Below are 23,469 nucleotides of genomic sequence, written 5' to 3'. Positions count from 1 at the left end.
GGTCCGGAAGAGCATGAGCGGACCTGGAAGCCCGCGGTCCGGCAAGACGCCTACACCCGAGGCACCGAGAAGCGCAGGCGGCAGCGCAGGCCCTGCGGCGCATAGTCGACCTCGAACGCCGCGCCGAGCTGCCGGGCACTGCCGGCCAGCAGGCGAGAGCCGAAGCCGCGGTCCTTGGGCGGCGACACCGGCGGGCCGTTATCCTCCTGCCAGTGCAGGTCGATCGCGGTGCTGGAGCTCGAATCGACGGCGCTCCAGCGGATCGACAGCCGGCCCTCGCCGACCGACAGCGCGCCGTACTTCGCGGCATTGGTGGCAAGCTCGTGCAGCATGAGGCTGAGCGTGATGGTCGTGGTCGCCGGGATCATCACCACGTCGCCGCCGATCTCGACCGGCCGGCCTTCGTCCACGAAGGCCTCGAGCGCCGTCGTCACGATGTCGCGCAAGGGAGCACCCCGCCAGGAATCGTTGGTCAGCAGGCTGTGGGCGCGGGCCAGCGACGCCAGCCGGTCGGAGAAAGCCTCGGCGAACTGCTGCGGGTCCGGCCGCGTGCGCAAGGTCTGCTGGGCGAGCGCCTGCACGATCGCCAGCGTGTTCTTCACCCGGTGGTTCAGCTCGTCGAACAGCAGGTACTGGCGCAGCTCAGCTTCCTTGATCTCGGTGATGTCGAGCACGACACCGATCACGCGCAGCGGCTTGCCGCCGTCATCGCGCAGCACCTGGCCGCGATCCATCACCCAGCGCACCTGCCCGTCGCGGCGGCGGATGCGGTATTCGAGCTGATAGTGGTCGCCGGCGCTGGCCAGGATCTGTTGCTTGCGCTGGCGGGTCGAATCGCGATCGTCGGGATGGACGAAATCCAATCCCGACTCGAACGTCGCTGCGGCATCGGACTCATCGGCGCCCAGGATCCTCAGGAACTGCGGCGAGCGCACCGTACGATCATGCACGACGTCGTATTCATGCGCGCCGAATTGCGCCGCATCGGCTGCCGTGCGCAACTGCTCCTCGCTTCGCCTCAGCGCCGCCGAGCCCTGCTCGAGATCGTGCCGGGCGCGTCGCAGCGCCTCGCCGACGGCGTTGACCTCACGAATACCCGAATCGGCGATGGTGAAAGCCTGGCCGCGGCCCAGCGCCCCGGCAGCCGTGGTGGCGGCCGCAAGCGGCCGCGTCAACGCCCGGCCGAACAGGAAGGCAAGGCCGACGGCAAGACCGGCCATCAGCAGGATGGTGGCGCCCCAGAACAAGAGGGAATCGCGCAACTGGCGGTCGACCAGGGCCGCCGGAAAGGAGACGTCGATCGTCCAGTTCGACCAATGGCTGCGGCCGACGGCGATCAATGCCTCCTCACCGTTGATGTTCGTGGTCCGCACGACCTTGTCCGGCTGCAGCTGCATGAGATGTTTCGGTACGGCCACGCCGAGAAAGCGCGCCTGGTCGTGCGTGCGCGCCATGGTGATGCCGTTGCCGTCCCAGATCGCCGCCGTCCAGTTCGGCGGCAGGTTCTCGCTCTGAAGCAGTTCGCGCAGGTCTTCGGGCAGCAGGCCGAGGCTCATGACGTAGCGCAGCTCCTTGCCGCGCATCACCGGGATGGAGATGTTGTAGACCGGCTGCCGCACCACCAGGCTGGTGAAGAGGTCGGAGATGACCGGACGCGGATCCTCCTTCATCCGTTGCAGCGTCGCCGGATCGCCCGTCATTTTCGGCGCCTCGCCGTAGGGCACGTAGGTGTTGACGACCTGGCGGCCGTTGGCGGCGACCAGGACCAGGTAGGCCCGGCTGCCCAGGCCCTGCTTGGCCTGGGCGTAGAAGGCCGGCCAGTCCTCCGCCAACAGCAGAGGCGAGGTCGACAGCGTCTCCAGGATGGCGATGCGCCGGTCCATGTCGCGGTCGAGATCGGCGACCAGGGCCTGCAGGACCTGGTCGATACGCTGCCTGATCTGCTCGCCCTCCAAGGTCACCGAGCGATAGAGCAGCGCGCCGACCAGCAGCAACAGGGGTGCTGCGACGACCAGAGCAAAGACGATGAGATGGACGGCGGCCGAGTGGCCCTTTTTCGCTGGGGCAGTGCCGGGCTCGGACACGGCCATCACCTGGACAGGACGGCTGCCAGCGCCACCTTGAGGTCACTCTTCCGGTAGGGCTTGGTCAGAACGACCCGCTCGCGATGGGCGGCGGCCAGCGACGATCGGCCATAGCCGGTGGAGAAGAGGAACGGCACGCCGCGGTTCGCCAGAAGATCGGCCACTGGATCGATCCTTTCACCCGCGACATTGACATCGAGGACGGCGACATCGAATGACAGCGCCGGGGCCTTGGCCAGCGCCTCGCCCACCCGCGTCGCGCTCTCGACCACCTCGCAGCCGAGATCCTCCAGCATGTCCTGAAGGGTATCCAGGATCAGAGCCTCGTCCTCGACGATGAACACGCGCGTCCCGGCCAAGGACAAGTCGCTCTCCATTGGGGCCGCTCGATCCTACCGGCTCGGCAAGAAACGGTCCATGCGTCGCATCGTGGGCGATGTCACTTGCTGTCGAAATGCCAGGTGCCGTTCCAGCCCTGAGGCGGCCCGCTGCGCAGGAAATCCGTGCAGCGCCCGATGAAGACGAGGCACGGCCCGTCATCGGGCTTGAGGGTCGCAGCGGTCCGAAACGCCGCCAATGCCGGCTCGAAGCGGCCGGCAACGTAGGCCTCCCGGCCGGCGCGCCAGGCGGCGAGGAACTCGGCATGCTGGCCAGCCGCATCGATCTCGCCCATCGGCTCGTGGATCTCGTGCTCCTCCGTCGTGCCGGCCGCCACGATGCGATCGATCTGCCGCCAGACGAAGTGGCCGGCGGTGGCGGCGGCGATCTCGCCGCTGGCCAGGATCTCGGTGTGATACATCTTGTTCAGGCCTTCCAATCGCGACGCCTGGTTCGCCACCGACCCGACCAGCGTGTAGTTGATGTGCTCGCGCGCGCCGACATTGCCGACCACCGCCGGGCCGGTATGCAGGCCAAAGCGCGTGCGGAAGCCCGGCCGGCCGAGCTGGCGCCACTTCTCGGAAAGCTGGCGGCCGGCGGCGGCGGCCTGCAGGGCGGCGCGGCAAGCATTGACGATGTGGTCGGGATCGGGCTCCGGCGCGTTCCAGAAGGCCATGATGCTGTCGCCGATGTACTTGTCGATGGTGCCGTGGTTGGCCAGGATCGCCGACCCCAGCGCATCGAAGTAGCGCGACAGCCGGCTGGTCAGCAGTTCGGGCTCCATGGTCTCGGCGATGCGCGAGAAGCCTTCGATGTCGGTGAACATCACCGTGATCTCGCGCCGCATGCCGCCGACGCCTGCGGTCTCGGGCGAATGCATGATCTGCTGGACGAGGTGCTTCGAGACGTAGCGACCGAACACCTCCAGCCCCTCGCGCATGCGCTCGACCGAATCGGACAGGCGCACGATCTCGGTGATGCGGCTCTCGACCCGCGTGCGATCGGAGAAGTCGAGATCGCGGATGCGTTCGGTCTTGGCGGCGATGCGCGAGATCGATCGCGACAACACAAAGGAAGCGAGCAGCACGCCGAAGATGGCCAACGCCACGGCGACCGCCGCGGTAAGCGCCGCCCGTTCCAGCAAGGTCCGCGAATCGACGGCCAGTTCGCTGATCGGCACGGCGGCAGCGACCATGTAGCGACGGCCGAGCGCCGGCGGTACCTGATGCACCAGCAGTCGATAGTCGCGTCCGCCGAGGGTGACATCGCGCTCGATGCGCTCGTCGCTGCCGACGGCCCGGTTGATGGCAGCGCGCATCGCTGCGCGCACCTGGTCCTCGCCGGGCAGGCATGTCCCGCCCTCGATCCGGCAGGCTTCCGATTCCATGAAGATGGTCCCGGTGTCGCTCGCCACCATGATAATCGAGTTGGCGGTGAAGCGGTAATCGCCGATCAGGCGCGACAACGTGTTCAGCGTGAAGTCGAAGCCGATCACGCCGCCCCGTCTCAGCGGCATGCCGACCGACACGCCGACGACGTCGGCCTGCGCGAAGGTGTAGGGTTCAGTCAGCACCGGGCCCTTGGCGCGCATCGCGTCGATGTACCAGGGCCTGGCGCGCGGATCGAAATCCAGCATGCGCGTCTGGACCGGTGAATGGCTGCCGTCGGCGAGTTGGAACCACCAGGTCTCGCGGCGCGGGCCGTCGCCCGCCACCAACGTGCGCAGCAGCAGCGAGGGCGCATCCGGCGCGTCGAACTCCAGGCGCTGGCTGATCGACAGCGCGTCGGTCCGGCCGACATAGAGGAAGCGCCCGTCCTCGTAGCCGACGTAGATTGCGGCCATCGCCGGGTAACGCTCGATGATCACGGCGAACTGGCGCAGCCGCTCCTCGTCGGCGACGGTGCTGCTGGGCGCAAAGGCCTGTGTCTCGGCGAGCGTACTGCCGACTGCCTCGACGACACGCAGGCCCGACGTCAGGAAGCTCTCGACGGCGCTGTCGAGGGCGGCCATGCGATGGCGGATGCTGCGGTCCTCGAGCTGGTCGACGGAGCGCCAGCCCAGCCACAGCAGCGCCGCGGCCAACGGCAGCACGATCAGAACCATCAACGTCAGGAGCGTGACGTGGAACGGAATGGAGCGCCGCGACCCGTTCATTTCACTCAGCGTCGACAAATGGCCGGGCAGCCTACTCCTTCTTGGCCGTCCACTTGCAGCCGAGGCTCTTCTCGGTGACGGTGAGCGTGCGCGGCGTCACCGAGAGATCGGCGACATAGTGAAGGTTGAGCCGGCCTTGCTGGAGGGTGGTCTCATAGACGTTCGGCCGCACCGGCTTCATCTTCTCCTTGAGACCGCCAGGCCCAGTGATCTCGGCCTCACCATCTTTCAGGGTGAAGGTATGCTCGCGCGTGAATTGCGGATCGGCCGCGATACATCCCTGGATATTGCCGGGCTCCGCCGCCAGCCAGAAATTGACCGCCTGCGCCGAGGCGCCTGACGGCAGCAACCCAACAACGGCGATACAGGCCAGGCGGCTGGTGATGTTCATGGCTGGTTCCTCCCGACGGCTATCCTAGAGCACAATCCGCCCAGCTGTAATCAGCTGGGCGGATTGTGCCTCTTGCAACAAGCATCGCCAGTGCGCGCGAATCCGATCAGATCGAACCGCGCGCGGTTCGATCTGATCGGATTCCGCTCTAGTCCCCGCAGGAGGCGCCGTCAGTCTTTGCGTCCGAGCAGCCCGTAGGCCAGGCCGGCGATCGCGCCGCCGACCAGGGGCGCCAGCCAGAACAGCCAGAGCTGGGCCAGCGCCGCGCCGCCCACGAATACCGCCGGCGCCGTGCTGCGCGCCGGGTTCACCGAGGTGTTGGTGACGGGAATGCTGATCAGGTGGATCAAGGTGAGGGTGAGCCCGATGGCCAACGGCGCGGCCGGGGCGAAAGCCGCGGCGCGCTTGTCGGTGACGCCCAGGATCACCGTGACGAAGGCGAAGGTCATCACGACCTCGCAAACGGCGGCGGCGAGCAGGCCATAACCGCCGGGCGAGTGTTCGCCGAAGCCGTTGGTGGCGAAGCTGCCGATCCCGGTCTCCGGCCGCCCGGTCGCGATGACATAGAGGATGGCCGCGCCGGCGATGCCGCCCAGCACCTGGGCGATCACATACTGCACGACCTCGCTCCACGGGAAGCGGCCACCGAAGGCCAGGCCGACGGTGATCGCCGGGTTGAAGTGCGCACCCGAGACCGGCGCCACGGCGTAGGCCATGGTCACCACCGTGAGACCGAAGGCGAGTGCCACGCCGGCAAAGCCGATGCCGACCTGAGGAAACGCCGCGGCCAGCACCGCGCTGCCGCAGCCGCCCAGGACGAGCCAAGCCGTGCCGAGGAACTCGGCATAGAGCCGATTGGTCATTGGCATGATGATTTCCCCCGGTTGCCTATGTTGCGGACGATTCTAGCGCATATGGCCGCGCCGCTCCTGCCCGTTTCTGCACTTCTTGCCTTCTTTCAGCCCGTCCCTCCGATTCCTCCCCCGTCTTACAGGGGAGGTGCCCCCGAAGGGGGCGGAGGGGGAAGGCCTCAAAGGCGATATCCGCAATGGGGAGATCATGAATCATGATCTGCAACCTCAAACACCACGCGGTGGCCTTCCCCCTCCGGCCCTTCGGGCCACCTCCCCCGTAAAACGGGGGAGGCTAGGTTCGGGGATATCTGCCGCACTGCACAAGAGAAGCGTCACAAGACCGAAACCGTTCGGTCATCCAACCGGCATAGCGTGGCCGCCTCATTCGAGGAGAGTTCGCGCCATGTTCCTGCGTCGCCGCCGCCTGATCGCCACCACCGGCCTCGCCGCGGCCAGCCTCGGCCTGCCACGCATCGCCATCGGCCAGGCCGACCAGCGCCCCAGCATCACCATCGCCGTGCAGCAGATCGCCAACTCGGCCTCGCTGGAGCCGCTGCGCGAGCAGTCCAATGTCGGCCAGCGCGTGTTCTCGTTCCTGTACGAGCCGCTGATCATGCAGAACCTGCTGGGCAAGCTCGAAGCGGTGCCGGGCGTCGCCGAGAGCTGGAAGCGGCTCGACGAGCGCACCGTCGAGTTCACCCTGCGCAAGGGCGTGAAGTTCCACAACGGCGACGAGATGACGGCCGACGACGTGGTCTTCACCTTCAGCCGCGAGCGCATGTTCGGTCCGGACTACGACATCACCTCCAACAAGACGCTGTTCACCTCGGTGCTGATCCGCGATTCGGTGCAGGGCAAGGCGCTGCCGCCCGAGGTGCCGGCCGTTTCCAAGCGCCTGTTCCCCGCGCTGGAGAAGGTCGAGGCGATCGACAAGTACACCGTGCGCTTCACCAACCGCACGCCCGACGTCACCCTGGAGGGCCGGCTGGGCCGCATGGGCAGCGACATCGTCTCGCGCCGCGCCTTCGAGGAAGCCAAGACCTGGATGGACTGGTCGCGCGCGCCGGTCGCCACCGGCCCCTACAAGGTGCGCGAGTTCGTGCCCGACCAGTCGCTGATGATGGACGCGCATGACGACTACTGGGGCGGCCGCCCGCCGCTCAAGAGCGTGCGCATGGTCGTGGTGCCCGAGGTCGCGACCCGCATCAACGGCCTGCTGGCCGGCCAGTTCGACTTCATCTGCGACGTGCCGCCGGACCAGATCCCGGGCATCGAGAAGAACGCCAAGTTCGAGGTCCTGGGCAGCACCATCGTCAACCACCGCCTGACGGTGTTCGACAAGAACCACCCGCGGCTCGCCGATCCGCGCATCCGCCAGGCCTTCACCCATGCGATCGACCGCCAGGCCATCGTCGAGGCGCTGTGGTCGGGCCGCACGCGCGTGCCGGCCGGCCTGCAGTGGGAGTTCTACGGCCCGATGTTCGTCGACAACTGGACGGTGCCGGCCTACGACCAGGCCAAGGCCAAGCAGCTCCTGAAGGAGGCCGGCTACAAGGGCGAGCCGATCCCCTATCGCCTGCTCAACAACTACTACACCAACCAGGCGGCAACCGCGCAGGTGCTGGTCGAGATGTGGCGCCAGGTCGGACTCAACGTTCCGATCGAGATGAAGGAGAACTGGCAGCAGATCTTCGAGACCAACAGCCCGCGCGCGGTGCGCGACTGGTCCAACAGCGCGGGCTTCAACGATCCGATCTCCTCGATCGTGGCGCAGCACGGCCCACAGGGCCAGCAACAGCAGGTCGGCGAATGGACTAATGAGGAGATGAACAAGCTGTCGGCCGCCCTGGAGGTCGAGACCGACATGGCCAAGCGCAAGGCGATGTTCGCGCGCATGCTGGTGATCTGCGAGCGCGAGGATCCCGCCTACACGGTGCTGCACCAGAACGCGACCTTCACCGCCAAGCGCAAGGACATCCGCTGGAAGGCCTCACCGTCCTTCGCGATGGAGTTCCGCACCGTCAACTTCGCCACCAATTGAGCGGGGCGATGACCGCTCCGCTGGTCGAGGTCACGGGCCTCACCGTCGATTTCGAGAGGGACGGACGAAGCTCCCGCGCCGTCGACGGCGTCGATCTCGCGATCGCGCCGGGCGAGGCCTTGGGCATCGTGGGCGAATCGGGCTCGGGCAAGAGCGTGACCTGGCTGGCCGCGCTTGGCCTGCTGCCGGCGCGCGCCCGCGTCGGTGGCTCGGTGCGCATCGACAAGCAGCAGCTGATCGGCGCCGCGCCAAAGGTGCTCGAAGGCGTGCGCGGCAAGCGTATCGCCATGATCTTCCAGGATCCCTCAAGCTGCCTCAATCCGGTGCATCGCATCGGCTGGCAGTTAGTCGAGGCGTTGAAGTTGCATCGCGGCCTCGATGGCGCGGCCGCAGAGGCGGCGACGCTGCGCCTGCTCGACCAGGTCGGCATCGCCGACGCCCGGCGCCGGCTCGGCGATTTTCCGCACCAGCTGTCCGGCGGACTGAACCAGCGCGTCATGATCGCCATGGCGCTGGCCGGCGAGCCCGATCTCTTGATCGCCGACGAGCCGACGACGGCGCTCGACGCCACCATCCAGGCACAGATCCTCGCCTTGCTGGCCAGCATCCGCCGCGACACAGGCATGGCGCTGGTACTGATCAGCCACGACCTCGGCGTGGTCGCCGAGAACGTCAATCGCGTGGCCGTCATGTATGCCGGCCGGCTGGTCGAGGAAGCGATGGGCCAGGACCTGTTCGGCGCCGCGCGCCATCCCTACACGCAAGGCTTGCTGGCCGCCCTGCCGACGCTGACCGGGCCACGCCGCCGGCTCGCCGCCATTCCGGGTACCGTGCCGGAGCCGGGCAAGGCGCCGCCGGGCTGCGCCTTCGCCCCACGCTGCCCGCTGGCCGAGCCGCGTTGCCAGAGCGAGCCGCCGCCCGTGCGCCACGTCGGCCTGATGCATCGCGCCGCCTGTCATCTGCAGATCGATGTCGGCGTCTCGGCCTGGAACCTGCCGAGGGCGGCGGAATGATCGGAGTCTTCCTCTTCCGGACCGCGAGCCTCCAGGCTCGCTCTTGTCATCCTGAGCGAAGCGAAGGATCTCATGCCGATAGCAGGCGGCGATGAGGTCCTTCGCTGCGCTCAGGACGACAGAGCATGAGCGGGCCTGGAGGCCCGCGGTCCGATGAGCATGACTCTTCTCGAAGCAACCGGCCTTCGTCGCCATTACCAGGTCCGCGCCGGACGCGGGCCCTTCGGCGCGAAGGCAGTCCTGCGCGCCGTCGACGGTGTGTCGCTCAGCCTGAAACCTGGGCGCACTCTGGGCCTGGTGGGCGAGTCGGGTTGCGGCAAGTCGACGACCGGCAAGCTGGTGCTCGGCTTCATCCCGCCCACCGCCGGAACGGTGCGCTATCGCGGCACTGACATGCCGCCGGCCGGCACGCCGGCGTGGCGCGCGCTCCGGCCACGCATGCAGATGGTCTACCAGGATCCATTGGGCGCGCTCGATCGCCGCCTGCCGGTCGGCGTGCAGATCATGGAGCCGCTCGCCATCCACGGCGCCAAAAGCCCGGCCGAGCAGCGCGACCGCGCCGCCGGCGTCATGGCGGCCGTCGGCCTGCAGATGCACCAGTTCGACCGCTATCCCCACGAGCTCTCGGGTGGCCAGCGCCAGCGCGTCGTTCTGGCGCGTGCCCTGATGACCGAGCCCGACCTGCTGGTGTGCGACGAGCCGATCTCGGCCCTCGATGTCTCGATCCAGGCGCAGGTCGTGAACCTGTTGCTCGACCTGCAGGACCAGATGGGCATCGCCTATCTCTTCATCAGCCACGACCTCAAGGTCGTGCGCCAGGTCAGCCACGAGGTGGCCGTGATGTATCTCGGCCGCATCGTCGAGCAGGGCGAGGCCGAAGACCTGTTCGCCCGTCCCCTGCACCCCTATACGCGCGCCTTGGTCTCGGCGATTCCCGTCCTGGGCCCCCGCCGCGAGCGCCTGCTGCTGCAGGGCGATCCGCCCAATCCGGTCGACGTGCCGTCGGGCTGCTCGTTCCACACGCGCTGCCCCTTCGCCACCGCCGCCTGCCGCGCCGAAACGCCGGCGCTGCGCACCTTGCCCGACGGCCGGCAGGTCGCCTGCCACCGTGTCGAGGAGCCTGCCCTGCAGGTCGCCGCCTGATGCTGCTGTTCACCGCCTCCCGCGCCCTGCGCGCCGCGCTCACCATCCTGTTCGTCATGACCTTCGCCTTCGTGGTGCTGCGTCTGTCGGGCGATCCCGCGCTTCTCATCATGTCGGTCGACGCGCCACCCGAGGCGATCAAGGCCTTCCGCGAGGCCTGGGGCCTCGAACGGCCGATCTGGGAGCAGTACCTCTCCTATATCGGCCATGCTTTCACCGGCGACTTCGGCAAGTCGATGCGCGACGGCCGGCCGGCCATCGACCTCGTCATGGAGCGGGTGCCGGCCACCCTTGCCATCACCCTGCCGGCGCTGGCGCTCAAGGTCGGACTCGGCATCCCCGCCGGCGTCTATGCCGCGCTGCATCGCAACTCCTTCGCCGACCGGATGACCATGGCCGTGTCGGTGGCGGGCTTCACCATGCCGAGCTTCGTGCTGGCGCTGCTGCTTGTGCTGCTCTTCTCGGTCAATCTCGGCTGGCTGCCGGCGAGCGGCGCCGATTCGCCGACCTACGCCATCCTGCCCATCATCACCCTGGGCGCATCGGGCGCGGCGATCATGGCGCGCTTCACCCGCTCGGCCATGCTCGAGGTGCTGGGCCAGCCCTATATCCGCGCCGCCTCGGCCAAGGGCGTCGAATGGCGGCGCGTCATCTCCCATCATGCCCTGCCCAACGCCGCCATCCCGACCGTCACCATCATCGGCTTCATGATCGGCAGCCTGGTGGCGGGTGCGGTCGTGGTCGAAAGCGTGTTCGCCTGGCCGGGCATCGGCCGGCTGCTGGTGTCGGCCGTCGCCAACCGCGACCTCGCCGTCGTGCAGGCGATCCTGATGGTGATCGCGACCTGGATGGTGTTGGCCAACTTCACCGTCGACATGGCCTACGGCTGGCTCGATCCGCGCGTGCGCGGCACGGCCGCGGCGCACTGAGGCGAACCATGGCCGTCCGCGACGCGCTCCCTGCTCCATTGCCCACGTCGGGCCTGTCCGTGATCGCGCGCCGGATCGCGCGGCTGCCCTTTGCCGTCAGCCTGGCGACTCTCTGGCTAGCGCTGATGGTCGTGGTCGCGCTGGGCGCCGACCTGCTGCTGCCCTATTCCATCACCGCCTTCGACCTCAAGGCGCGGCTGTCGCCGCCGCTGTTCTTCGGTGGCACGTTCGCCCATCCGCTGGGCACCGACGAGCTCGGCCGCGACGTGCTCTCGCGGCTCATCATGTCGATCCGCATGAGCCTCTTGATCGCGCTGTTCGGCACGCTGATCGCGGCGACGCTCGGCACGTTGCTGGGCATCCTCGCTGCGCACTTCCGGCGCTTCGTCGAGACGCTGATCCTGATGGCCATCGACTTCCAGGCCAGCATGCCGTTCATGATCATCGCGCTCTCCGTGCTCGCCTTCTTCGGCAACAGCCTGCCGCTGTTCATCGGCCTGATGGGCTTCCACTCCTGGGAGCGCTATGCCCGCATCACCCGCGGGCTGACGCTCGCCGCCAACGAGCAGGGCTATGCCTCGGCGGTGCGCCAGCTCGGCGCCGGGCCGGGCCGCATCTACGGCCGGCACGTCCTGCCCAACATCGCCTCGACGCTCATCGTCTCGATGACGCTTACCTTCCCCGAGATCATCCTGCTGGAAAGCGGCCTGTCGTTCCTCGGCCTCGGCGTGCAGCCGCCGCTCACGTCGCTCGGCAACATGGTGGGCTACGGCCGCGAGTACATCACCCGCGCGCCCTGGATCATGCTGGCGCCGGCGACGGTGATCGTGCTCACGACCTTGTCGATCAGCCTTCTAGGCGACTGGGTGCGCGACAAGCTCGACCCGACGCTGCGTTAACGGGAGCGCGGGCCTCCGGCCCGCGCTCCCATCACTCGATTCCGAGATAGATCTTCTGGACGTCGGGATTGTGCGCCATCTCGGTTGCCGGTCCCTGCAGCACGGACCGGCCGACCTGCAGGACGTAGGCGTAGTCGGCGGCCTCAAGGGCCAAGTCCACCGACTGCTCGGCGAGCAGGATGGTCTGGCCGTCCTTATGCAGGGCAGCGAAGGCGTCGTACATGGAATCGACGATGGCGGGCGCCAGCCCCAGGCTCGGCTCGTCGAGCAGCAGCAGCTTAGGCTCGCTCATCAGCGCCCGGCCGACGGCCAGCATCTGGCGCTCGCCGCCCGACATCGTGCCGGCCCGCTGGTTGCGCCGCTCGGCAAGCCGCGGGAACACCGCATAGACCCGCTCGAGCAGCTGGGGGATGCGCTTGCGGTCGCTGAGCGGCGTGGCGCCGAGCAGCAAATTGTTCTCGACGCTCTGCTGGGTGAACAGCCGCCAGCCCTCGGGCGACAGCGCGAGCCCCTTACGGACGATGGCATAGGCCGGCTGCCCCGCGATGTTCTCGCCGTCGAAGGCCACGGTGCCGGCCGACACCGGCACGATGCCGGCGATGGCATTCAGCGTCGTCGTCTTGCCGGAGCCGTTGGAGCCCAGCAGCGCCACGACCGAGCCCGCCGGGACCTCGAGCGAGACATCGGCCACGCCGATGAGGTCGCCGTAGCGCACCTCGAGATGCTCTATCCGGAGCAGCGCGCTCATGCGTGCCGAACCTTGCGACGGCCGAGATAGGCCTCGATCACCTTGGGATCGCTGGTGACCTCGCGCGGCGTGCCGCGCGCGATCTCACGGCCCTGGTGGAACACCACGACGCGCTGGGCCAGCGAGACGATCACCTCCATGATGTGCTCGACGATCACGATGGTGATGCCGTCGCCATGGATGCGCCGCACCAGCTCGATCGCGTCGCGCACCTCGGTCGGCGTCAGGCCGGCCATCGCCTCGTCGAGCAGCAGCGCCTTGGGCTCGGAGGCAAGTGCGCGGGCGATCTCCAGCCGCTTGCGGCCCGGCGTACCCAGACTCCTGGCCGGCGCATCGGTGACGTGACCCAGCCCGACGCGCTGCAGGACGTCGCGCGCCTTCGCACGCGCCTCGCGGGCGGTGTGATGGCGCAAGAGCGCGCCGATAGTGGCGTTGTCGAGCACCGACATCGATTCGAAGGTGAGCGGCACCTGGAAGGTGCGGGCGAGCCCGAGCTTGGCGCGCGCCTCGGGCGGCAGGCGCGTGACGTCGGCGCCGGCGAAGGACACCGAGCCCGACGTCACCGGCAGGTCGCCGGTAAGGCAATTGAAGAAGGTCGACTTGCCGGCACCGTTGGGACCGATCAGGCCGAGGATGTCGCCCTCCTCAACCGACACCGACGCATCGTCGACCGCCCTGAAGGCGCCGAAGGCTTTGGTGACGTTCCGGGCGTCAATCAGCATGGCCGCTCGCAGGCTGGTTCTTGGCCGCTGGAGGCCGCGCCGGACGCCGCTCGAACAGCGACAGCAGGCCGCTCGGCAGGAAGCGGGCGATGATGACGATGATGGCGCCGTAGACCACGAAGGTGAGGCCGGCGCCACGGCCGCCGAGATAGCTGTTCGACAGCTCCTCCAGCGGCACCAGGATCAGGGCGCCGACCAGCGGGCCGAACAGCACGCCGGCGCCACCGAGGGCCGCCATCACCACCATCTTCACCGAGATCAGGATGCCGAAGCCCGATTCGGGGTCGACGAAGCCGAACATGCAGAGATAGAGCGAGCCCGCCAGGGAGGTGAAGGCACCGCTCAGCATGTAGGCATAGAGCTTGTAGCGGCCGGACGAGACGCCGAGCGACCGCGCCGCGCGTTCCGAATCCTTGATGGCGCGCAGGTAGAAGCCCATGCGGCCGCGCTCGATCCACCAGGTGAGGCCGAGCAGGAAGGCCAGCACGGCGAGGAAGATGTAATAGAACGGCGTCGCCGAGATGAAGGAGAGGTCGAAGACGGTGCGCGGCATGGCCGGGCCGCCCAGCCCCTGCGCGCCGCCTAAAAACTCCGACGTTGAGCTCAGCACGCGCACCAGCTCGGCGACGGCGATGGTGGCCATGCTGAAGTAGTGCCCGGCGAGGCGCAGCGTCGGCACGCCGATGATCGCCGCAAGGAGCACGCTCAGCACCATGCCAAGCGGCGCGCCGGCGATCGGAGGCCAGCCGAGATGGGTGTAGACCACGACCGCCGAGTAAGCGCCGAAACCGAAGAACACGGAGTGGCCGACCGAGACCTGGCCGGCATAGCCGCCGACGATGTTCCAGGCCGAGGCGCCGATCGCACCCAGGAGGACCAGCGCGCCCAGCCGCTCCCACACCGGCGAACCCGCGACCAGCAGGGGATAGACCAGCGCCAGCACGACCAGCGCACCGGGAAAGAGATAGCGCTTCATGTCTTGCCCATCAGGCCTTCCCCATCAGGCCTTGGGGGCGGAACCACAGCACCAGGACGAACAGGATGTAGACGACGACATCCTTGTAGACCGGACCGATCAGGTAGGCCGACAGCGATTCGACGACACCAATGATCAGCCCGGCGACCAGCGCGCCCAGCACGCTGCCGAAGCCGCCGAACGACACGGTGACGAAGGCGATGATGGCGAGCGTCTCGCCGACCGTGGGCGAGGTGTAGAAGAAGTTGGCGATCAGCGCGCCGGCAATGCCCGTCGCCGCACCCGCCATGGCCCAGGCGAGCGCCTGCATGCGCTGCGGCCGGATGCCCATGAGCTGCGCCGCCGTTGCGTCCTCCGACACCGCCAGCATGCGGCTGCCGATGGCGGTGCGGGTCAGGATCAAATGAAGCGCGAGCGTGATGGCGAGGCCCATGCCGCCCGCCAGCACGCGCGAGCCCTCGAAGCGCACGCCGCCCAGGACGAAGGAGCCGCCGACGATCGTGTCCGGCAGGGTCTTGAAGTCGGCGCCGAAGTACCAGAAGGCCGAGTAGCGCAGGAACAGCGCCAGGCCGAAGGTGCCCAGGATCTGCGCCAGCATCGGGCCGCGCATGATGTGGCGCACCAGCAGGAAGTAGCTCACGATGCCCAGGGTCGCGATCAGCATGGCCGCGACCGGAACGGCGGCGAACGGCCCGCCGCCCAGCGCCGTCCAGATCATGACGGCGGCGTACATGCCCAGCATGACGAAGTCGCCGTGCGCGAAGTTGACGACGTTCATCATGCCCCAGATCAGGGTGAGGCCCGATGAGAACAAGGCATAGACCGCGCCGAGCAGGAGCCCGCTCACGATCACCTGGACCAGCGTGATCGACACCCTGTTGCTTCCGTTACGCTACGTCGCGACGGTTACCAGCCCTTGTAGGGCAGGATGACGTTCGCGGTCGCCCGCGCCTTGGGGAAGATCGTGACATACTTGCCGCCCTGCAGCTGGGTCACCACGCTCGACGCCAGCACGTTCTGGCCCTTGTCGTCGAACTTCACGCCGTCGTAGCCCGCCGCCATCTGCTCGGCCGGCAGGTTGGTGGCCCTGAGCGCCGCCTGGATCTTGGCGGGGTCGGTCGAACCGGCGCGGTTGATTGCGTCGGCCAGCACCAGGAAGCCTTGCAGGCCGCGCACCGAGACGTCGTCCAGCTCGACACCGGCCTTGGCCTTGTAGAGCTCGTTGAAGATCGCCGGTACGCTGCCCGGCTTGCCGCCCGAGTAGGCCGAGCGGTTGACCAGGCCTTCCACCGTCGAACCCATCGCCTTCAGGAAGGCCGGGTCGTTGAAGCCGGCATTGTCGGCGATCATGATCGAGGGCTTCCAGTTCAGCTCCTTCATCGTCTTGGCGTAAAGGATCGCGTCCGACGTGTAGGAGATGAAGATCACGACGTCGGGGTTCTTCTCCTTGAGCTGCAGCACCTGCGGCTGCACGTCGCTCGAGTTCGCCGAATAGGCGATCTTCTGGGTGATCGGCAGGCCGTCCTTGCCGAACTGGTCGGCGATGACGCTGGCGACCGAGTTGCCGTACTCGGTGTTCTCATGCACCAGCGCGATCGCGCCGACCTTCTGGCCAGCCGCCTTCTGCTCCTTGAGGAAGGTCGAATAGGCGCGCGCGAAGTCGATGGCGACCGGCGTGGTGCGGAAGAACCACTTGAAGCCACGCTCGGTGAGGTTGGCGGCGACCGATTCGGCGGTCAGGAACGGCAAGCCATGGCGCTCGGCGATGGCACTGGCCGTGAGCGTGATGCCCGACTGGTAGGCGCCGATCAGCGCCGCCACCTTCTCCTCGGAGATCAGCCGCAGCGCCTGATTCTGGCCGGCCGCCGGCGTGCCCTGGTTGTCGGCAAAGATCAGCTGGATCTTGGCGCCGCCGAGGCCCGGCAGGCCACCGCCCTTGGCCAGCGGGATGATCTTGGCGAGCTCGGCATTGCCGTTGTTGATCACATCGGCGCCGACCTCGATCGCCATCTTGGAATAGTTGCCGGCGCTCGCCGAGTTGCCGCTCAGCGGATAGATGACGCCGATCTTGACGGGTGCCGGCTGCGCGCTGGCGGCCTTCCCCAAGCCCAGCACAGTGAGCGCGGCTCCAGCCGAGAAGCCGCGACGGGTTGCCTTGGTCATTCGTCCCACTCCCAATTCCTTCAATGAAACATTGGCACGGCACGCCCCCGTCAGCAAACGCGATAGCGTTCCACGGCGTCGCGATCGAGCTCTACCCCGAGTCCAGGACCGTCAGGCAACAGGATGTGGCCGGCCTCCAGCGTGAGCGGCTTTTTCAGGAGCGTCGTACGCAATGCATTGTCGCTCATGTCGTACTCGATCATCAGCGGATGAGGCGGATGGTCGGTGTGCGGCGTGTTGGGCAGCGATGTGATGAAATGGCAGGCAGTTGCGAGCCCGATCGCCCCACCCCAGACATGCGGCGCCACGCGCAGGTTCTGGGCGTGGGCGAGCGTGGCGATGCGTCGGGCCTCGGTGAGCCCGCCGGTGCCCGGCACCGACGGCTGCACGATGTCGATGCAGCGGCCGTCGATCAGGGCGCGGAAGTCGCGCACCGTGTGGTGGGCCTCGCCGGCGGCGATGGGGATCGGCGAGCGCAGGCGGAGCTCGGCATAGCCGCGCAGGTCGCCCGGCGGCAGCGGCTCCTCGATCCAGTGCACGGCAAAAGGCTCGATCGCCCGCGCGCATTCCAGCGCCACGTCGGCGGTGTAGGCGCCGTTGATGTCGACCATTAAAAGCTTGTCCGGACCCAACGCCTCGCGGGCACGGCGCACGCGGGCGACGTCGTCCTTGATGCCGCGGCCGATCTTGATCTTGGCGCCGGCATAGGGATGGCCGGCGGCCTCGGCCAGCATGTGGTCGAGCTGGCGGTCGGGATCGCTGGAGAAGAAGCCGGTCGAGGCGTAGGCCGGGATGCGCGTCGCGGCGCAACCGCCGATCAGGTCGCAGACCCTGACGCCGAAGCCGCGGGCGATGGCGTCCCACAGCGCCACGTTGATGGCGGCAAGGCAGGCGGTGAGCTGATTGCCGACGCCCAGGTGATACATGGCGTTGCGCACGCGCGCCTCGACATGGTCGAAGTCGAAGATGCTCTTGCCGACGAACATCGGCTCGACCATGCGGAAGTATTCGCGGGTGACCAGGGCGTTGCCGAACGCCTCCCCGACGCCGACGACACCGGCATCCGTCTCGACCTCGACCAGCCCGCCCTGTCGCCGAAAGCCGCCGCCGCGCGACATGCCGTAGGCTTTCTCGGGGGCGAAGGCGTATTCCAGGCCGATGTAGGTGAGGCGCTTGATGAGGGGCATGACGGACCACCGATCTCTTCCACCCCTCCGTCTTACCAGGGCAATCGCCTGGTATCGACTGAAGGAACCAGCCTGATCTCTGTCATCCTGAGCGCAGCGAAGGCCTGCCCTGAGCATCGTCGAAGGGATCTCATGCCGTTTCGAGCGGCGATGAGGTCCTTCGCTGCGCTCAGGACGACAACATAGAGAGTCGGCTATGGTTGGGCCAAATCCTGGACCGGAGCGAACGTTCATGGCCGCCATTCCCAAGACCCATCGCCGCGTCGTGCTCGTGCGTCGGCCGCCGGGCGAGCCTGCTGAGTCCGATTTCCGCGTCGAGGAGGCGCCGGTACCGGAGCCGAAGCACGGTGAAGTGCTGGTGCGCGTGATCTATCTGTCGCTCGATCCCTACCAGCGCGGCCGCATGCGCGATGCCGCCTCCTACGCCGCCGCCGTCGGTCTCAACGAGGTCATGACCGGCGGCACGGTCGGCGAGGTCGTGGCCTCGCACAACGCCAGCTTCAAGGTGGGCGACATCGTTGAAGACCGGCTAGGCTGGCAGGAATATGCGATCGGCAGCGGCCCCAGCCTGCGCAAGGTCGATCCGTCGATTGCGCCAATCTCGACCGCCAATGGTGTCCTGGGTATGCCGGGCATGACCGCTTATTTCGGCCTGCTGGACGTCGGCCAGCCCAAGGCCGGCGAGACCATCGTGGTGTCGGCAGCCTCGGGCGCGGTCGGCCAGGTGGTGGGCCAGATCGGCAAGATCATGGGCTGCCGAGTCGTCGGCATCGCCGGTGGCGCCAGGAAATGCGCCTTCGTGAAGGACGAGCTCGGCTTCGATGCCTGCCTCGACTACAAGGCCGAGAAGGACCTCGACGCGGCGCTGCGCACCGCCTGCCCCAACGGCATCGACGTCTACTTCGACAATGTCGGCGGCGAGATCTCCGACGCCGTGCTGCGCAACATCAACTTCTTCGGCCGCGTGGCGCTCTGCGGTTCGATCTCGCAGTACAACGCCACGACGCCACCGATGGGTCCGCGCCTGCTCGGGACCTTCGTCGGCAAGCGCGTGCGCGCCCAGGGCTTCATCGTCACCGACTTCGCCGAGCGCTACGGGCCGGCGCGCCGCCAGATGGGTGAATGGGTGCGCTCGGGCCGCATCAAGTATCGCGAGGACATCGTCGAGGGCATCGACAAGGCGCCACGCGCCTTCATCGGCATGCTGCGCGGCGAGAACTTCGGCAAGATGCTGGTCAAGGTCGGATGAGCTACGACGCGCCCTTTGCCGGCCTGAAGGTCGTCGATCTCAGCCAGGGCATCGCCGGCCCCTACTGCGCCATGCTGCTGGCGCAGTACGGCGCGGAGGTCATCAAGGTCGAAGGCATCGGCGAGGGCGACTGGGCGCGCACCTTGGGCACGCGCTACGGCAGCCATTCGGCGTATTCCATCATCGGCAATCTCGGCAAGAAGAGCATCGCCGTCGATCTCAAGTCCGACGCCGGCAAGCAGGTCGTGTGGCGCCTGCTGAAGGGCGCCGATATCTTCCTCGAAGGGTTCAGGCCCGGCGTCATCCAGCGCCTCGGCTTCGATTACAAGTCGGTCTCGGCGCGCGAGCCGCGGCTCCTCTATCTCTCGATCTCCGGCTTCGGCCAGACCGGGCCCTTGTCCACCCGGCCGGCGATGGATCCGGTGCTGCAGGCCTATACCGGGCTGATGAACGAGAACCGCGGTGAGGACGGCATTCCGCATCGCGTGCCCGTGATCGTGGTCGACATGTCGACGGCGCTCTACGCCTTCCAGGCACTGTCGGCGGCGCTCTATGCCCGCCGAGACGAGACGCGCGGCCGCTACCTCGACGTCAGTCTGATGCAGGCCGCGACGGCCCTGCAGTCGATCCGGCTGATGGCCTGCCATCTCGAAGGCGGCGTCATGAAACCCGGCGGCGCGCCGGGCGGCGTGTTCAAGATCGCCGACGGTTGGATGTCGCTGCTCGCCTTCAACGACCGCGACTTCAGGATCCTGTGCAAGGCCATGCAGATGCCGGCGCTGGCCGACGATCCGCGCTTCGTGACGCAGAAGCTGCGGCTCGCCAACGATGTGGCGTTGTACGCCATCGTCCGGCCCGCGATCGCCGCCGAGCCGTGGACGGTGTGGACCAAGCGCCTGACCGAAGCCGGCCTGATGCACGAGCGGCTCAACAGCTACGCCGAGTTCCTGGACCAGCCGCATGTCCGCGAGACCGGCCTAATCCAGTGGCTCACCCAGGCGGGCCTGAACCAGGCCGTTCCGGTCCCCGCCCTGCCCGGCATGCTGCCGCAGGCCGAGGGTACGCCGCGCGGCACCGCGCCCGTCACCGGCCAGCACACGACGGACGTCCTCGCCGCACACGGCTACGCCGCGGCTGAGATCGAGGCGTTGCTGGCGCGGGGGACCGTGGCCAACGCGGCATGAACACCGCGCCGAAGAAAGCCGTGGTCGTCGGCGCGCTCGGCGTCATCGGCCGCTACATCGTCGACAAGCTTCTGGCCGAAGGCGACTGGCAGGTCGTCGGCCTGTCGCGCCGGCCGGCCAAGGCCGCGTCGCGCTACACGCACATCGCCGTCGACCTGCTCGACCTCAAGGACGTTGCTCGCAAGCTCAAGGGCCTGGGCGACGTCACGCACATCTTCTACGCCGCCTTCCAGCCCAGCAGCGGCGCCGCGTCAGGCTACGCCGCCAACATCGCACCCAACCGCGACATGCTGGTGAATTCGGTGACTGCCATCGACCGCGTTGCTAAATCCCTGCAGCGCGTCGTGCTGGTGACCGGCACCAAGTATTACGGCGTGCATCTCGGTCCCCTGAAGACGCCGATGCGCGAGACCGACCCGCGCCACATGCCGCCCGACTTCTATTTCGACCAGATCGACTGGCTGACCGAGTATCAGCACGGCAAGCGCTGGAGCTGGACCGAGCTTCGCCCGCAAACCCTGTGCGGCTTCGCGCCCGGCACCGCGATGAGCATCATGCCGGCCATCGCCGTCTATGCCGCGATCTCCAAGGAACTCGGCCTGCCCTTGCGCTTTCCGGGCAAGCCTGGCGCCTATGGCTCGATCTACCAGGTGACGGAGTCGTCCCATTTCGCCAGCGCCGCCCTGTGGGCCGCCATGGAACCCCGCGCTGCGAACCAAGCCTACAACGTCACCAACGGCGACTATTTTCGCTGGTGCAACGTGTGGCCGAAGATCGCCGGCGTCTTCGGCATGAAGGTGGGTGACGTCCAGACCATCAGCCTCACGCAGCACATGGCCGACAAGGCCGAGCTGTGGGCACGCATGACCAAGGAGCACGGGCTGAAGAAGCTCGCCTTCGACCAGCTCGTTGCCTGGCCATTCGCCGACTACGTGTTCGGCACCGACTGGGACGTCATGTCCGACGTCACCAAGAGCCGCCTGCATGGCTTCCACGACGTGGTCGACAGCGAGGCCATGTTCGAGCGCCTGCTGCGCCGCTTCCGAAAGGAGAAGATCGTCCCGTGATCACGCCACTCGATCCGGCGCGCTACGTCCGCGTCCCGTGGAAGAACGGCGGTGGCGTCACTGTCGATATCGCCTTCGATGGCGACGTCTGGCGGTTCAGCCGCACGCCGATCACCGCACCCGGCGCCTTCTCCGACTATACGGGCTTCGATCGTCTGCAAGTCCTGATCGCAGGCAGCGGGCTGGTGTTGCAGACACCGACCGGCGAGATCGACATGCGCCGGCCCTTCCGGCCCGCGCGCTTCGCCGGCGAGATGCCTATCGTGAGCCGGCTGGAAGCGGGCCCGGTCGAGGTCATCAACCTGATGGCCGATCGCAGCAAGGTTCGCATCGATCTTGCGGTCCTCGAGGCCGGGCAGCAGCAGCGCCTGGGCCCGGGCATCCATATTGCCTATTGTCCCGACGCACCGGCTGTCCTGCGGCTCGCCGGCGAGACTCGCGAGCTTCAGGCCGATGGCGGCCTCAGGATCGAGGATATCGACGACGTCGCGGCATGTAGTGCCGGACGGATCGTGTTGGGGAGCATTTTATGCGTATCGCAGTAGTCGGGGCAGGCGGTGTCGGCGGCGCCTATGGCGCGGCGCTGGCCAAGGCCGGCGCCGACGTCACCTTCATCGCCCGCGGCGTGCATCTTGCCGCGATGAAGAGCAAGGGGCTCAAGCTCGAGAGCCAGCGCGGCGACATCCATCTCGTGCCAACGCAGGCGACCGATGATCCGAAAACCGTCGGTCCGGTCGATGTCGTCCTGTTCTGCGTAAAGCTGTGGGACGTCGAGAGCGCGGGCGAAGCGATCAAGCCGATGGTCGGCAAGGATACGGCCGTGATCCCCTTGCAGAACGGCGTCGATGCCGCCGACCGGTTGATGCCGATCGTGGGCCGGCAGGCAGTGATGGGCGGCGTCGCCAATATCAGCGCCACCATCGCCGAGCCCGGCGTGATCCGCCAGACCGGCACGGTAGTGCGCATGGTGTTCGGCGAGCTCGACGGCAGCCGGAGCGCGCGGGGTGAGGCCTTCGCCAACCTCTGCGCTCAGGCCGGCATCGACGGCGTGCTGTCAGCCGCGATCCAGACCGAGCTCTGGATGAAGTTCATCCTGCTCGCCTCCAACGCCAGCATCATGGCGCTGGCCCGCCTGCCCGTCGGCAAGCTGCGCGACGATCCCGACATCGCGCCGTGGTTCACCACGGCCTACGAGGAAGTGGCGGCGGTCGGCCGAGCCGCCGGCATCGCCCTGCCGGCCGACGCCGTCGACAAAACGCTGAACTTCAACCGCACCGCGCCGCCTCACCTCATTCCGTCAATGGCCGTCGATCTCTTGCGCGGCAATCGCATCGAATTGCCCTGGCTTTCCGGTAAGGTCGTCGAGCTCGGCAGGAAATACGGCGTGCCGACGCCGACACATGCCTTCATGTATGCGACACTGAAACCCTACGTCATGGGCAAGCCCGTCTAGATTTGAGGAGAAGACCATGCGTGCCTTCCTGATCGCACTGCTCGCGATTGCCGGCATGGCTCCCGCTTCCGCCGCCGACCTCAAGCTCCTCACCGCCGGCGCCTTCAAGTCGGTGGCGCAGGAGCTGGTGCCGGAGTTCGAGAAGCAGACCGGCCACAAGGTCACGATCGAGAACGACACCGCAGGCGCGCTGGCCCGGCGCGTCGCCGCCGGCGAGTATTTCGACGTGGTCGTGATGCCGCCCGGCGCCATGGCGCCGCTGCTCGGCACCAAGCTGGTCGAAAGCAGCGCCAAGGCGTTGGCGCGCGTCGGTATCGGTGTCTCGATCAAGCAGGGCGCACCGGTGCCCGACATCTCCACGGTCGATGCTTTCAAGCAGAGCCTGCTCAAGGCGCGCGCCATCGCCTACACCGACCCGGCGTCGGGTGGCACCGCCGGCACCTATCTCGCCAACCTGTTCGAGAAGATGGGCATCGCCGCCGAGCTGAAACCCAAGACTGTGCTGGTGAAAGGCGGGCTCGCCGGCGAGAAGCTGATCACGGGCGAGGCCGACATCGCCATGCAGCCGTCGAGCGAGCTGCTAGCCGTGCCGGGCACCGTGCTGGTGGGGCCCATCCCGCTCGATGTGCAGACCTATATCCTCTATTCCGGCGCCGTCAGCACCGCGGCCCGCAGCCAGACCGACGCTGACGCGCTGCTGCGGGCCTTGTGGGGGCCTGACAAGGAAGCGGCGCTGAAGAAGAAGGGCATGCAGCTGCCCTAGTCTAAACCGTCATTGTCGAGCTGCTGAAGGATCCCGTTTGACGGGCTGAACGGCAATCGGGGACTCCGTC

General features: G+C 67.6%; 22 protein-coding genes. 11 read left to right on the top strand and 11 right to left on the bottom strand.

Annotated features, from left to right (window positions below):
- Window positions 1-50 precede the first annotated feature (50 nt).
- From RSO01_RS38635 to aqpZ, 5 genes are all read right to left on the bottom strand, one after another.
- Window positions 51-2,084: a sensor histidine kinase gene (locus RSO01_RS38635; RefSeq protein WP_170303688.1), complete on the bottom strand. Its 2,034-nt coding sequence runs from the start codon at window positions 2,082-2,084 to the stop codon at window positions 51-53.
- A gap of 5 nt (window positions 2,085-2,089) precedes the next feature.
- Window positions 2,090-2,449 (bottom strand): response regulator, encoded by a 360-nt coding sequence (locus RSO01_RS38630; RefSeq protein ID WP_308933111.1) that lies wholly within the window; start codon window positions 2,447-2,449, stop codon window positions 2,090-2,092.
- A gap of 74 nt (window positions 2,450-2,523) precedes the next feature.
- Window positions 2,524-4,617, bottom strand: coding sequence for an adenylate/guanylate cyclase domain-containing protein (locus tag RSO01_RS38625; protein ID WP_147155920.1), 2,094 nt, complete (start codon window positions 4,615-4,617; stop codon window positions 2,524-2,526).
- A gap of 31 nt (window positions 4,618-4,648) precedes the next feature.
- Window positions 4,649-5,008 (bottom strand): hypothetical protein, encoded by a 360-nt coding sequence (locus tag RSO01_RS38620; RefSeq protein ID WP_147155919.1) that lies wholly within the window; start codon window positions 5,006-5,008, stop codon window positions 4,649-4,651.
- 170 nt (window positions 5,009-5,178) lie between these two features.
- Complete coding sequence (aqpZ, locus tag RSO01_RS38615; protein ID WP_147155924.1) at window positions 5,179-5,871, bottom strand: aquaporin Z; 693 nt, start codon at window positions 5,869-5,871, stop codon at window positions 5,179-5,181.
- 394 nt (window positions 5,872-6,265) lie between these two features.
- Between aqpZ and RSO01_RS38610 the strand changes: the two genes are divergently transcribed.
- The 5 genes from RSO01_RS38610 to RSO01_RS38590 all read left to right on the top strand — a co-directional run bounded on the left by RSO01_RS38610 (window position 6,266) and on the right by RSO01_RS38590 (window position 11,887).
- Window positions 6,266-7,903 carry an ABC transporter substrate-binding protein gene (locus RSO01_RS38610; RefSeq protein WP_147155918.1) on the top strand — a complete coding sequence of 546 codons (1,638 nt, stop codon included), beginning with the start codon at window positions 6,266-6,268 and terminating at the stop codon, window positions 7,901-7,903.
- A gap of 8 nt (window positions 7,904-7,911) precedes the next feature.
- On the top strand, window positions 7,912-8,916 hold the full coding sequence (locus RSO01_RS38605; RefSeq protein WP_147155917.1) for an ABC transporter ATP-binding protein: 1,005 nt from the start codon (window positions 7,912-7,914) through the stop codon (window positions 8,914-8,916).
- A 153-nt stretch (window positions 8,917-9,069) separates the two neighbouring features.
- Window positions 9,070-10,059: an ABC transporter ATP-binding protein gene (locus RSO01_RS38600; protein WP_147155916.1), complete on the top strand. Its 990-nt coding sequence runs from the start codon at window positions 9,070-9,072 to the stop codon at window positions 10,057-10,059.
- Entirely contained in the window at window positions 10,059-10,988 is a 930-nt protein-coding gene (locus RSO01_RS38595; RefSeq protein ID WP_147155915.1) for an ABC transporter permease, read from the top strand. The genes RSO01_RS38600 and RSO01_RS38595 overlap by 1 nt, the downstream gene beginning before the upstream one ends.
- Window positions 10,989-10,996: 8 nt before the next feature.
- Complete coding sequence (locus tag RSO01_RS38590; protein WP_147155914.1) at window positions 10,997-11,887, top strand: ABC transporter permease; 891 nt, start codon at window positions 10,997-10,999, stop codon at window positions 11,885-11,887.
- Between the two features lie 31 nt (window positions 11,888-11,918).
- Here RSO01_RS38590 and RSO01_RS38585 read toward each other — a convergent pair whose 3' ends face one another.
- The 6 genes from RSO01_RS38585 to RSO01_RS38560 are packed head-to-tail and all read right to left on the bottom strand — an operon-like array spanning window position 11,919 to window position 17,683.
- A complete protein-coding gene (locus tag RSO01_RS38585; protein ID WP_147155913.1) occupies window positions 11,919-12,635 on the bottom strand; it encodes an ABC transporter ATP-binding protein in 717 nt (238 codons plus the stop codon).
- On the bottom strand, window positions 12,632-13,357 hold the full coding sequence (locus RSO01_RS38580) for an ABC transporter ATP-binding protein (protein WP_170303687.1): 726 nt from the start codon (window positions 13,355-13,357) through the stop codon (window positions 12,632-12,634). Before RSO01_RS38580 ends, RSO01_RS38585 begins: the two co-directional genes overlap by 4 nt.
- Window positions 13,347-14,333 carry a branched-chain amino acid ABC transporter permease gene (locus tag RSO01_RS38575; RefSeq protein ID WP_147155912.1) on the bottom strand — a complete coding sequence of 329 codons (987 nt, stop codon included), beginning with the start codon at window positions 14,331-14,333 and terminating at the stop codon, window positions 13,347-13,349. Before RSO01_RS38575 ends, RSO01_RS38580 begins: the two co-directional genes overlap by 11 nt.
- A gap of 10 nt (window positions 14,334-14,343) precedes the next feature.
- The gene (locus RSO01_RS38570; RefSeq protein WP_147155911.1) at window positions 14,344-15,207 is read right to left on the bottom strand and encodes a branched-chain amino acid ABC transporter permease; all 864 of its coding nucleotides are present in this window, start codon (window positions 15,205-15,207) and stop codon (window positions 14,344-14,346) included.
- A 32-nt stretch (window positions 15,208-15,239) separates the two neighbouring features.
- Window positions 15,240-16,496 (bottom strand): ABC transporter substrate-binding protein, encoded by a 1,257-nt coding sequence (locus RSO01_RS38565; protein WP_147155910.1) that lies wholly within the window; start codon window positions 16,494-16,496, stop codon window positions 15,240-15,242.
- A gap of 50 nt (window positions 16,497-16,546) precedes the next feature.
- Entirely contained in the window at window positions 16,547-17,683 is a 1,137-nt protein-coding gene (locus tag RSO01_RS38560) for a mandelate racemase/muconate lactonizing enzyme family protein (RefSeq protein WP_170303686.1), read from the bottom strand.
- A gap of 232 nt (window positions 17,684-17,915) precedes the next feature.
- Between RSO01_RS38560 and curA the strand changes: the two genes are divergently transcribed.
- From curA to RSO01_RS38530, 6 genes are read left to right on the top strand one after another with little or no spacing between them, the layout of a single operon-like run.
- The gene (gene curA, locus RSO01_RS38555; protein ID WP_147155908.1) at window positions 17,916-18,932 is read left to right on the top strand and encodes an NADPH-dependent curcumin/dihydrocurcumin reductase; all 1,017 of its coding nucleotides are present in this window, start codon (window positions 17,916-17,918) and stop codon (window positions 18,930-18,932) included.
- Window positions 18,929-20,116: a CaiB/BaiF CoA transferase family protein gene (locus RSO01_RS38550; protein ID WP_147155907.1), complete on the top strand. Its 1,188-nt coding sequence runs from the start codon at window positions 18,929-18,931 to the stop codon at window positions 20,114-20,116. Before curA ends, RSO01_RS38550 begins: the two co-directional genes overlap by 4 nt.
- Window positions 20,113-21,183, top strand: a complete 1,071-nt coding sequence (locus RSO01_RS38545) for an SDR family oxidoreductase (RefSeq protein WP_147155906.1) — start codon at window positions 20,113-20,115, stop codon at window positions 21,181-21,183. Before RSO01_RS38550 ends, RSO01_RS38545 begins: the two co-directional genes overlap by 4 nt.
- Window positions 21,180-21,728 carry a HutD/Ves family protein gene (locus RSO01_RS38540; RefSeq protein ID WP_147155905.1) on the top strand — a complete coding sequence of 183 codons (549 nt, stop codon included), beginning with the start codon at window positions 21,180-21,182 and terminating at the stop codon, window positions 21,726-21,728. The genes RSO01_RS38545 and RSO01_RS38540 overlap by 4 nt, the downstream gene beginning before the upstream one ends.
- Window positions 21,713-22,636, top strand: a complete 924-nt coding sequence (locus tag RSO01_RS38535; protein ID WP_147155904.1) for a 2-dehydropantoate 2-reductase — start codon at window positions 21,713-21,715, stop codon at window positions 22,634-22,636. The genes RSO01_RS38540 and RSO01_RS38535 overlap by 16 nt, the downstream gene beginning before the upstream one ends.
- 16 nt (window positions 22,637-22,652) lie before the next feature.
- The gene (locus RSO01_RS38530) at window positions 22,653-23,399 is read left to right on the top strand and encodes a molybdate ABC transporter substrate-binding protein (protein WP_147155903.1); all 747 of its coding nucleotides are present in this window, start codon (window positions 22,653-22,655) and stop codon (window positions 23,397-23,399) included.
- Window positions 23,400-23,469 lie beyond the last annotated feature (70 nt).

This window comes from Reyranella soli, from assembly GCF_007992495.1.
In the GTDB taxonomy this organism is placed as follows: Bacteria; Pseudomonadota; Alphaproteobacteria; order Reyranellales; family Reyranellaceae; genus Reyranella; species Reyranella soli.
This window is presented reverse-complemented; position numbering and strand designations above follow the sequence as displayed.